Annotated in this window: 10 protein-coding genes; 5 read left to right on the top strand and 5 right to left on the bottom strand. The window is 68.1% G+C overall.

The genetic code is table 11. The features are described from left to right. The first annotated feature begins 74 nt into the window (after nt 1–74). Entirely contained in the window at nt 75–548 is a 474-nt protein-coding gene (locus ABIC66_RS19070; protein ID WP_354072162.1) for a heme-binding protein, read from the top strand. 16 nt (nt 549–564) lie between these two features. Then, the gene (locus ABIC66_RS19075) at nt 565–1479 is read left to right on the top strand and encodes a DUF4861 family protein (RefSeq protein ID WP_354072164.1); all 915 of its coding nucleotides are present in this window, start codon (nt 565–567) and stop codon (nt 1477–1479) included. Between the two features lie 247 nt (nt 1480–1726). Here ABIC66_RS19075 and wrbA read toward each other — a convergent pair whose 3' ends face one another. Together wrbA and ABIC66_RS19085 are read right to left on the bottom strand one after the other, a co-directional pair. Further along, entirely contained in the window at nt 1727–2326 is a 600-nt protein-coding gene (wrbA, locus tag ABIC66_RS19080; RefSeq protein WP_354072166.1) for an NAD(P)H:quinone oxidoreductase, read from the bottom strand. Nucleotides 2327–2414: 88 nt separating this feature from the next. Next, the gene (locus tag ABIC66_RS19085) at nt 2415–3113 is read right to left on the bottom strand and encodes a pirin family protein (protein WP_354072168.1); all 699 of its coding nucleotides are present in this window, start codon (nt 3111–3113) and stop codon (nt 2415–2417) included. 129 nt (nt 3114–3242) lie between these two features. On the opposite strand from ABIC66_RS19085, the gene ABIC66_RS19090 reads away from it, so the two are divergent. Then, entirely contained in the window at nt 3243–4136 is an 894-nt protein-coding gene (locus ABIC66_RS19090) for a LysR family transcriptional regulator (protein WP_354072169.1), read from the top strand. A 1-nt stretch (nt 4137) separates the two neighbouring features. On the opposite strand, the gene ABIC66_RS19095 is transcribed toward ABIC66_RS19090, so the two are convergent. The 3 genes from ABIC66_RS19095 to ABIC66_RS19105 form a co-directional block, all read right to left on the bottom strand. Further along, the gene (locus ABIC66_RS19095; protein WP_354072170.1) at nt 4138–4623 is read right to left on the bottom strand and encodes a hypothetical protein; all 486 of its coding nucleotides are present in this window, start codon (nt 4621–4623) and stop codon (nt 4138–4140) included. 178 nt (nt 4624–4801) lie between these two features. Beyond that, complete coding sequence (locus ABIC66_RS19100) at nt 4802–6397, bottom strand: ice nucleation protein (protein ID WP_354072172.1); 1596 nt, start codon at nt 6395–6397, stop codon at nt 4802–4804. Between the two features lie 168 nt (nt 6398–6565). Next, complete coding sequence (locus ABIC66_RS19105) at nt 6566–7909, bottom strand: Hsp70 family protein (RefSeq protein WP_354072173.1); 1344 nt, start codon at nt 7907–7909, stop codon at nt 6566–6568. A gap of 197 nt (nt 7910–8106) precedes the next feature. Here ABIC66_RS19105 and ABIC66_RS19110 point away from each other — a divergent pair, with 197 nt between their 5' ends. Further along, on the top strand, nt 8107–9951 hold the full coding sequence (locus tag ABIC66_RS19110) for a methyl-accepting chemotaxis protein (RefSeq protein WP_354072175.1): 1845 nt from the start codon (nt 8107–8109) through the stop codon (nt 9949–9951). A 55-nt stretch (nt 9952–10006) separates the two neighbouring features. Continuing rightward, nucleotides 10007–11188 (top strand): BaiN/RdsA family NAD(P)/FAD-dependent oxidoreductase, encoded by a 1182-nt coding sequence (locus tag ABIC66_RS19115; RefSeq protein ID WP_354072679.1) that lies wholly within the window; start codon nt 10007–10009, stop codon nt 11186–11188. Nucleotides 11189–11220: the final 32 nt, after the last annotated feature.

The following is an 11220-nucleotide window of genomic DNA, read 5'->3' on the forward strand; positions in this document are numbered from 1 at the left end:
CAATTCGAAAATTTGGCTAGACCAATTTTCGGCGCGCGCTATATCCGGAAGCGAGACTTCTGGGAGGAAGCACAATGCTGGCGACCCTGGCCGTGATGGCTGGCTTGGCGACCGCGCCTGAACCACAACCCCAAACCGCCTTGCCGTTGACCCTTCCTGTCGCCATCGATCTGGCCAAGGCCGCGATCGACGCCTGCGCCGCCAAGGGCGCGCACGTCAGCGCCGCCGTCGTCGACGCGAAAGGTCTTCCGCTGGTCGTGCTGCGCGACGAGCAGAGTCCTAAGGCCCCGATCGCCGCGCCGCGCAAGGCCAATGCCGCCGTGGTCTTCGATCTGCCGGGCAGCGTGATGGAGCCGCGCGAGAAGTCCGATCCCGACTTCGCGGCCAGGATCGCCGCCGATCCCGATCACCTGAACCCACACGCCGGCTCGCTGCCGCTGCACGCCGGCGCGTCGCTGATTGGCGGGCTGGCGATCGCCGACACGACCCACGAGACCGCCGACCAGTGCGCCCGCGCCGCCCTGGCCCGTTTCCCGCAATTCCACTGAGTCCAGAGAGCGTCCGATGCAAAAGACCCTGGCCCTCGCCGCCCTTCTCACCCTGTCGCTGGGCTGCGCTCACGCGCAAGAGCACGCGCCCGCCAAGCCGCTGGAGAGGCCCGACGCCGAGGGCCAGAAGCCGCGCGCGACCGTGGTGCTGGCCCCGTACCGATTCAACGATATCCTCTGGGAGAACGATCGCACGGCGCATCGGATCTACAGCCGCGACCTCGAGAAGGCGGAGCCGCCGTCGACCTCGGGCATCGACGCCTGGGGCAAGAGCGAGCGCTGGCCCTATATGGATCGCCAGCTGAAGACCGGAGACCAGCACCAAAACCATGGCGAAGGCCTGGACTTTTACGACGTCGGCACCGGTCGGGGCGCGGGCGGGCTGGGGATCTGGCAGGACAACAAGCTCTGGACCTCGCGCAACTGGTCGAGCTGGAAGGTGATCAAGAACGGGCCGGACGTGGCGTCGTTCAGCGTCGACTATGCGCCCTGGCCGGTCGACGTGGATCGCAAGGTCTGGGAGACGCGGACCTTCACCCTGCCGCTGGGCACCAACTTCACGCGCATGGTTTCGACCATCAGCTCCGACAAGCCGGGCCCGCTGGTGGTGGGCATCGGCATCTCCAAGCGCAAGCGGGCCAGCGGCTCGGGCGTGTTCAAGAAGGACCTGGCCCCCGGCCGAGTGACCTTCTGGGAGCCGGCCGATCCGGAAAAGGGCGCGATGGCCATCGCCCTGATGGTCGACCCCAAGTCGGTCGTCGAGGTGCGCCAGGACTTCGACAACTACCTGGTGCTGATCAAGGTCGAACCGGGCAAGCCGTTCGTCTACTACATGGGCGCGGCCTGGGATAAGGGCCTGGACTTCCACACACCGGCCGAGTGGGACGCCTATGTGACCGGCGCCAAGGCGGATTTCGATCCGAAGCACTGAGCGCTTCTAATCCGCTCTCCCCGGCGAAAGCCGGGGCCCAGATCCCATGCGTTGGGGCTGACGGGATGAGCGCGGCGTTCGAGGCGGACTCTCCGGCGCTCTTCCATCTGGATCCCGGCTTTCGCCGGGAAGAGCGGCCTCGGGAACAAACGAAAACCGCTCCGAGGCTGGGAGGGAAAGCCTCGGAGCGGTTCGTGACCGCCCGCCATGGGGGAGGGCGCGGGCGGCCTAGTCACGGCTAGAAGGATCAGCCGTGCAGCTTGATCGCAGTCTCGGCGACCTTCCGGCCTTGGTAGCGGGCGCCGACCAGCTCGTTCTCGCTGGGCTGACGCGAGCCGTCGCTGCCAGCGATGGTGCTAGCGCCGTACGGGCTGCCGCCGGTCACTTCGTCCAAGGTCATCTGGCCGGCATGGCCATAGTCCAGGCCGACGATCACCATGCCGAAGTGCAGCAGGTTGGTGATGATCGAGAACAGCGTGGTCTCATTGCCGCCGTGCTGGGTGGCGGTCGAGGTGAAGGCCCCGCCGACCTTGCCGTGCAACGCGCCGCGGGCCCACAGGCCGCCGGCCTGATCCAGGAACGCGGCCATCTGCGAGCTCATCCGGCCGAAACGGGTGCCCGTGCCGACGATGATCGCGTCGTAGTCCGCCAGTTCGGCGACAGTGGCGACTGGGGCGTCCTGGTCGAGTTTGAAATGGGCGCCCTTGGCGATCGCTTCCGGAACGGTCTCCGGCACGCGCTTGATATCGACGGTCGCGCCGGTTTCGCGAGCGCCTTCGGCCACAGCCTTGGCCATGGTCTCGATGTGGCCGTAGGACGAATAATAGAGAACCAGAACCTTGGCCATGACGGCCTCCTTGAAGGTACGTTGGGGAGGAAAGCCGGCGCGAGGATTTCCGTTTCCTCGCGCCGTTTATTGAACGAACCGGTCGCGCCTAGGCCGCGTCGACCAGAACCAGTTCAGCGTCTTCCAGGGCGGTGACGGTGATCACGTCCTCGTCCTTGATGCCCGCGCCGTCGCGGGTGTTCAGCTTGACGCCGTTGACCTCGATAGAGCCGGCGGCCGGCACCAGATAGCCGCTGCGGTCCTTGCCCAGGGCGTAGGTTGTCGTTTCGCCGGCCTTCAGCGTCGCGCCCAGGACGCGGGCGTCTGTGCGGATCGGCAGGGCGTCGGTGTCGTCGGCGAAGCCCGAGGCCAGGGTCACGAACTTGCCCGAGCGGTCGCCCTTGGGGAACGGCTTGGCGCCCCACGACGGCGCGCCGCCGAACGACTTGGGCTCGATCCAGATCTGGAAGATCCGGGTGGTCTCGGCCTCGAGATTGTACTCAGCGTGCCGGATGCCCGAACCCGCGCTCATCACTTGGACGTCGCCGGCCTCGGTGCGGCCCTTGTTGCCCAGGTTGTCCTGGTGGGTGATCGCGCCGTCGCGGACATAGGTGATGATCTCCATGTCGCTGTGCGGATGCGGCGGGAAGCCGGTGTTGGGGGCGATCTCGTCGTCGTTCCAGACCCGCAAGCTCCCCCAGTTCATGTTGCTGGGGTCGTAGTAGCTGGCGAACGAGAAGTGATGCTTGGCCTTCAGCCAACCGTGGTCGGCGCCGCCAAGGCTGTCGAACGGTCTGCGATCGATCATGGCTCTAACCTTTCTGATCCCTCTGGCGCGCCGCGTCGGCGCGTCCTGTCGAGAGAGAAGATAAGCGATCCACCAGGTTCCGAAATGGAAACTGTTGAAACTCATCGTTTCCAAAACTACGATAGTTCCATGTCCAAGCTTCCCGATCTCGAAGGCCTCGCCGTGTTCGCCAAGGTGGTGGAGCTGCGCTCGTTCGCCGCCGCCGCCGAGGACCTCGCCATGTCCAAGGCCACGGTGTCGAAAGCGGTGACTCGCCTCGAGGAACGGCTGGGCGCGCGCCTGTTCAACCGGACGTCGCGACGCCTGGCCCTGACCGACGCCGGCCAGTCCTTGGTCGAACGCGCCAGCCGTGTGCTGGCCGAGGCCCAGGCCGCCGAAGAGGAGGCGTCCAGCCAGTCCTCGGCCCCGCGCGGGGTGGTGCGGATGGCCGTGCCGATGTCGCTGGGCATCACCAGCCTGGGTCCGGTCCTGCCGGGCTTCTTCGCGGCCTATCCCGAGGTCTCGGTCGACCTGCACCTGTCGGACGCCACGATCGACCTCGTCGGCATGGGCTTCGACCTGGCCCTGCGCGTCGCGGCCTTGCCGGACAGCTCGCTGGTCGCTCGCCGGCTGAGGGCGGTGAAGCGCCATGTGGTGGCCTCGCCGGGCTACTGGGACCAGAACGGGCGCCCGAGCCATCCGGCGGGCCTAGCTGAGCATCGCGGCCTGACCTATGGCCACCAGGCCGCGCCGGAGACCTGGCGTTTTCAGAAGGCCGGCGAGGAGGCTTCGGTGCGACCGCGCTCGGTGATCCGGGCCAACAACGGCGATGTGCTCGTCCCATCGCTGATCGCCGGCGTCGGCGTGGCCGTGCTGCCGGACTTCATCGTCGGCGCGGCCCTGGCCGACGGGAGGCTGGAGGAGATCCTGAGCGATTGGACCGCCGCGCCGATCGCCCTGCACCTGGTCATGCCCCCCGGCGGTCCGAGGCCGGCCCGGGTCGAGGCGCTGGCGGCCTATCTGGCCAAGACGCTGGGCCGGTAGGCTATTTCACCCGCCTGAACGTCAGGCTCTGATCAGGCGGGCCCGGGACGCCGTCGACGTCCTGCTCGACCCGCAAGGTGTCGGGATCCGCCAGCCAGACCTTCATGGTCTGCTTGCGGCCGGAGTTGTTGCTGGTCACAGCGGTGACGCCGTTCTGGCCGTCGCGTTTGACGCTGATCATCACGATCTGGGTGTTGACCACGGCCTTGGTAGTCGCTCCGTCCAGCGGCGCGTCGGCGAACTGGATGGCGGCGAGCCCTTCGTCGTCCTCCTCGATCAGCGTCCAGGCCAAGCTTCTGCCGTCGTCCTTGGTGACGTCGACCTCTGCCGCCAGCGGCGCGGGGCCGGTCAGGGCTTCGTTGAAGGTCGAGGCCTTGAGGTCGATCGTCCACCGCCCGGCCGCGCCGAGCGGGCCGCTTTGGGCGAAGGCGGGGCCGGCGGCCAGCAGGCCGGCGGCGAGGAGAACGGGGAGGGCAGGGCGTGGCATGGCGAACCTCCTGGGATCGCGACGATCAAAAGCTCCCATGGCCCCCGCCGTCTAGAAGCTTTCGGTCGCTAGAACCTGTCCGTTTCTGATGGAACATCGAAAACGGATAAACAGGCTCTATTCAAACCGTTAGAGCGTGGCGAGCGCCGAAGCCGCTCACACTTTCGGCTGCCAAGCTCTACAGGCTCTCGACCTGGGCCGGCGTGAACGCGCCGACCTGCAGCGGGGTCATGGCGGCGATATTGGTTGTCGACAGCCAGTCCAGCTGGCCGATGGTGAGGCCGGGGATCTGGGCCGGCAGGATGTAGCCGACCTGGGTCGTGGTCAGGCCGGCGATCACCGAGGTCGACAGCGAGCCGACCTGGGTGGAGGTCAAGCCCTGAACCTGGGTGGCGGTCAGCTGGCCGAAGGCCGTCGTCGAAAGGCTGCGCACCTGATAGGCCGACAGTCCCCGCAGCGCGGTGGGCGTCAGCGAACTCACCTGGGTGGCCGAGAAGGCCGCCAGGTCGGTGACCGAGATCGCGCCCAGCTGGGAGGCCGACAAGGTGGCGACCTGGGTCGTGGAGAACTCGCCGATGTCCGTGGTGGACAGACCGGCCAGCTGGGTGGCGGCCAGGCCCGTCACCTGGGTGGTCGTCAAGGCTTGGAACGCGGTGGCGTCCATGCCGCTGATGTTCGCCGTCGACAGGCCGCCGACCTGGGTGGCGGTCAGGCTCTGGATCTGGGTGACGGAGAGCTCGGCGAAGTCGGTGGTGGTCAGGCCCGCCAGCTGCGTGGCCGCCAGGCTGGCGAACTGGGTCGTGGTCAGGTTGGCGACCTGGGTGGCGGTCAGCGCGCTAATGTTGGTCGCCGACAGCGCCGCCATCTGGGTGGCCGTGAACCGCGCCACCTGGGTCGCCGTGAGCTTGCCGAAGTCGGTGACGCTCAAGGAGCGGACTTGCGTGGCTGTCAGACCCGCGATCTGGGTCGAGGATAGATTGGCGATCTGGGTGGTCGAAAGCCCCCCGACCCCCGAGCCACTGAGGCCCGCCAGTTGGGTGGCGGTCAGGGCCGCGACCTGGGTGTTGGACAGCGACGCCGCCTGGGTCACGGAAAGCCCGCTCAGTTGCGCCGCCGACAGCACGCCAAGATCGGTATCGAGATCCGCCAGCTGGGTCGTGGACAGCGCTCCGACCTGGGTCGCCGTCAGGCCCTTGATCTGGGTCGTGCCGAGCGCCGCGAACTGCTGGTCGTCTAGGGCCGGAATCAGGGTGGCGGGCAGGGCGGCGATCTGGGTGGCCGACAACACTCCCAACTGATCGGGCCACATCTCGCCCAGGTCCTCGAGCCGCAAGGCGCTGATCTGGGTGGTGGTCAGGTTGGTCAGCTGGGTGGCGTCCAGCGCGCTGATCTGGGTGGCGTCCAGACCAATGAAGTGGGTGGCGTCCAGCGCGCCGACCTGGGTGGCGCTCAGCACGTCCAGCCGGCTTGCGTCCAGCTTGGCCAACTGGGTCGAGGTCAGGGCGTTGAGCTGATTGCCGCTGAAGGCCGCCAACTGGTCGCTGTCGAAGATCAGGTTCGGGGCGAAGGCCGGGATCTGGGCGGCCGTCAGACCTTTCACCTGGGTCGCGGACAGGGCCGAGACCTGGGTGGCGCTAAGCCCGGCGAGCGCGGTGTTTGACAGCGCGCCGACCTGGGTGCTGGCCAGGGTCTCCAGCTTGGTCGTCGAGAGATTGGTGATCGTCGTCGCCGACAGGTTGGCGATCTGTGCGGCGGAGAGGTACGAAATCGGCACTGGACTCGTTGCTCCCGAAGGTCGCCCCGCGAATCTACGCGTTAACCATAGACGATGGCGGAGAGCGCGGCCATGCGACCGAAAGGTCCTTGGCGTAGCTTCCCTGGCTCGGGGCCAATATGGCGAAAGACCGATAAGGAGCCCGCAACAGATTGGGTAAACCTAGGGCTAAGCTTGTGGCGCGCGCATGGTCCACAGGTCGAGGTCGCTCTCGCGCCCGATCAGCGCCAGGCCCGAGGCGATCGACTCGAACTCGCCGCCGCTCTCGATCTTGTCGGCCCCGAACCGGCGCAGGAAGATGTCGCGCACCGCTGGCACGAACGAGCTGCCGCCAGTCAGGAAGACGCGGTCGACGCCAGCTTCGGTCAGGTTGGCGCGCTCCAGGGCTTCGCCGACGGCGGTCTCGATGGCGGCCAGTTCCGGAGCGATCCAGCCTTCGAAATCCGCCCGTGCGACCGGCTTTTCGATCTCGACCGAGCCGGCCTTGAAGCTGAACGTCGCCTCCGTCTGGCTGGACAGCGCCTCCTTCAGCGCCGAGACCGACTTGTAGAGGGCGTAGCCGTGATTGCCGTCCAGCACCTCGATCAGGGCCGCGATCTTGTCGGGCTCGACGGCGGTGCGCTCCAAGGCCCGGATGTCGCGCATGTCCTTGGACGCGCGCAGCAGGGCCAACTGGTCCCAGCGGGCGAACGCGGCGTAGTAGCGCTGCGGAATCGGCAGGCTGTTGGAGAACGACCGGTATTCCGAGCCCTTGCCCAGCTCGGGCGAAACCAGCTGATCGATGATCCGGTAGTCGAACGTGTCGCCGGCCACCCCGACACCAGAGCGCGACAGCGGCGTCGAGCGCAGCGTTCCGTCGGCGGCGCGCTCGAACCGAACCAGCGAGAAGTCGCTGGTGCCGCCGCCGAAGTCGGCGACCAGCACGGTGGCGTCCTGTTTCAGCTGGCGGGCGAAGAAGAACGCCGCGCCGACCGGCTCGTAGGCATAGCGGATGTCCGAGAAACCCAGGCGCTTGAAAGCCTCCTCGTAACGCGCCAAGGCCAGGGCCTCGTTCGGCGAGCCGCCGGCGAAGGTCACGGGCCGGCCGACGACGATGCGCGGCGGCAGGGCCGAGAGTTGGTCGCCCGCATGATCCTTCAGGCGCAACAGGAAGGCGGCCAGCAGGTCCTCGAACAGGTAGCGCTTGTTGAGGATGCGGGTCTCGGTAAAGGCCGCCGACGCCGCGAAGGTCTTGAACGACTGGATGAACCGTGTCTCCAGCGGGTCTTCCAGATAGGACTCGATCGCCCAGGGGCCGGCCTCGACCACGCGCTCGTTGGCCTGGTTGCCGACGCCCTGGACGCTGTGAAAGCTCAGCGCCGAGCGGAAGGCGAACAGATCGCGGTTGTCGATCGAGAAGCGCACCAGATGCGCCTGGTCGTCGCCGCGCGTCAGCGAGACGACGGTGTTGGTGGTGCCGAAGTCGACGCCAATGGTCGGCGCGCCAGCAGTCGCGGGGGAGGCGGCCGTCATGGGAAGGCTCGATATGGTCGGCGGAAAGGGGCGTGCGTCGTAACGCCTCCCTCGAGAACGTCAAGCGGCATGACCAATTTAAGCGGTCCTTTACGGTCGGCGCCGGAATCCTGTCGCGCAACTGACCCGGGCCAGGACGATTCGCCTGACACCGGTGTCCCGTGCGCGTGCGCCGTTGGTTATTGGGGGGGAGCACTGTGAAGCTCGACGATCTGAAGATCTCCTCGAAGGTCCTGCTGCCCGCCGCCGTGCTGGCCGCCGCCACCGTGGCCTGCGCCGGTCTCGGCGTCTGGCAGCAGAAGCGCGCGGACGCCGCGACCGAACAGCTGGTGGCCCACCGGTCGCCGGCCGAGGTCCAGTCCGCCCGCTTTCTGCGCCGCCTCAGCATGATGGGCTACGCCGCTCACCGCACGATCACCTATGACGGGGCGTCGGCGCAGGCCGCGGCCGCGTCGAAGGAGCTCGACAAGGTCTATGGCGAGGGCAAGGAAAGCCTCGACAAGATCACCGCCGCCGATCCCGCGACCGCTGACTACACGGCCGAGGTGAAGACGGCGCTCGACGCGGTCTACGCCCAGGCCCGCACGGCCGCCGACCTGGCGCTGAAGAACGACGACGCCGGCGCCATGGGCGTGATGGCCCAGACGGACCCGTCCATCGACGCCCTGGCCAAGAAGGGCAAGGCCTGGGGCGACGGCTACAACAAGCAGACGGCCGCCATGGTCGCCAGCGCCAGCAAGTCGGCCGCCGCCGGCTCGTGGCTGACCCTGCTGTTCGGCCTGGGCGCCGCCGGCTGCGGCCTGGGGTTCTCGCTCTATATCGGCTCGTACAAGATCTCGCGCCCGGTGCGCGCCCTGTCGCGGACCATGACCAGCCTCGCCGACGGCCAGTTGGAGGTCGAGGTGATCGGCGCCGGCCGCAAGGACGAGGTCGGGCTGATGGCCCGCAGCGTCCAGGTGTTCAAGGACAACGCCGTGGCCCTGCGCTCGGCCGAGACCGAACAGGCCCGCGCCAGCGCCGCCAGCGAGAGCGAGCGCGCCCGCAACGAGGCCGTTTCGTCCGCCGCCGCCCGCGACCAGGCGTTCGTCATGGACCGCCTGGCCAACGCCCTGTCGCGGCTGTCGAGTGGGGACCTGACCGTGCGAGTCAGCGACGCCTTTCCGAAGGGGTATGAGGCCATCCGCAACGATTTCAATGGCGCCATCGCCCAGTTGGACGAGGCCATGAGCGGCATTGTCGGCGTGGTCGGGACCGTGGGCTCCAGCGCCGACGAGATCGCCGCCGCCGCCGACAACACCGCTCGCCGCAGCGAACAGCAGGCCGCCAGCCTGGAAGAGACCGCCGCGGCGCTCGACGAGATCACCGCCACCGTCCGCCGCGCCTCGCAGGGCGCGGGCGAAGCCAGCCGCGTCGTCACCTCCACGCGCTCGGACGCCGAGCGTTCGGGCGAGGTCGTGCGCGGCGCCGTCGCGGCCATGACCGGCATCGAGAAGTCCTCGGCCCAGATCGGCAATATCGTCGGGGTGATCGACGAGATCGCCTTCCAGACCAACCTCCTGGCCCTGAACGCCGGCGTCGAAGCCGCTCGCGCCGGCGAGAGCGGCCGTGGCTTCGCGGTCGTGGCTCAGGAAGTGCGGGCCCTGGCCCAGCGCTCGGCTGACGCGGCCAAGGAGATCAAGGCCCTAATCCACGCCTCGACGGCCCAGGTCGACCAAGGCGTGCGCCTGGTCGGCCAGACCGGCGAGGCCCTGGACGGCATCGTGCTGAAGGTCGGCGAGATCGACGCCCTGGTGTCGGAACTGGCCGCCTCGGCCAGGGAACAGGCGACGGGCCTCAACGAGGTCAACGCCGCCGTCAACCAGATGGACCAGGGCGTGCAGCAGAACGCCGCCATGGTCGAGCAGGCCACGGCCGTCAGCCACGCCCTGAAAAACGACATCGCCGGCCTGGTCCGCATGATCGGCCGTTTCGAGGTCAGCCAGAAGGCCGCCCCGCAACGCCAGCAGGTCGCCTCGCGGCCGGACTATCGCCGCGCGGGCTGATTGACTTGTCTCCCCGGCTCCGGTCGAAGGAGCCGGAGTTGAGATGGGCACGGTCTTGGAAAACTTCGACGTCCTGGTGATCGGCGCGGGCGCGGCCGGCATGATGTGCGCCATCGAGGCCGGCAAGCGCGGGCGCTCGGTTCTGGTGATCGATCACGCCAAGGCCCCCGGCGAGAAGATCCGCATCAGCGGCGGCGGGCGGTGCAACTTCACCAACACCGGCGCGACGATCCATAATTTCCTGTCGGCCAATCCGAAGTTCGCCCTGTCGGCGTTGCGGCGCTACCGGCCGAAGGATTTCATCGCGCTGGTCGAGCGGTACGGCATCGCCTACCACGAGAAGACCTTGGGCCAGCTGTTCTGCGACGGCTCGGCCAAGCAGATCATCGACATGCTGCTGACCGAGATGAAAGCCGCGCACGTGATCCTTCGGCTGACGACCAGCGTCGAAGGCGTGGCCAAGACCGACGACGGTTTCGAGGTGACGCTGTCGTCCGGCAAGGTCCGCTGCGCCTCCCTGGTCGTGGCCAGCGGCGGCAAGTCGATCCCGAAAATGGGCGCGACGAGCCTCGGCTACGACCTCGCCAGGCAGTTCGGGCTGAACGTCGTCGAGACCCGGCCGGCGCTCGTGCCGCTGACCTTCGAGGCCGGAATGCTGGCGCGGCTGACGCCGCTGTCCGGCGTGGCGCTGGACGCCGTGGTCGCCCACGGCAAGACCAGGTTCCGCGAAGGCATGCTGTTCACCCACCGGGGCCTGTCGGGGCCTTCGATCCTGCAGATCTCGTCCTATTGGCGCGAGGGCGACGAGATCCGGGTCGATATGGCGCCCGGCGTCGACGCGCTGGCGGCCCTGAAGGCGGCCCGCGCCGCCACGCCGCGCCAGGCCGTCGCCACGGTGCTGTCGACCCTGCTGCCCAAGCGCGTGGCCCAGCTGATCGCCGAGGACGAGGCGGGCGCGAAAGGCAATATCGCCGACTGTTCCGACAAGGTGCTGGGCCGGCTGGCCGCGGCGGTCAACGCCTGGACCTTCAAGCCCGTGGGCTCGGAAGGCTATCGCACGGCGGAGGTGACCTTGGGCGGGGTCGACACCGACGGGCTGGACTCGCGCACCCTGGAGACAAAGGCCGTGCCGGGGCTCTACTTCATCGGCGAGGTCGTCGACGTCACCGGCTGGCTGGGCGGCTATAACTTCCAGTGGGCCTGGGCCTCGGGGTGGAGCGCGGGACAGGCGGCCTAGAAAAAAGCCTCCCCGCGAGGGGAGGCTTTTCG

The sequence above is a fragment of the Caulobacter sp. 1776 genome (genome assembly GCF_040545685.1).
GTDB lineage: Bacteria > Pseudomonadota > Alphaproteobacteria > Caulobacterales > Caulobacteraceae > Caulobacter.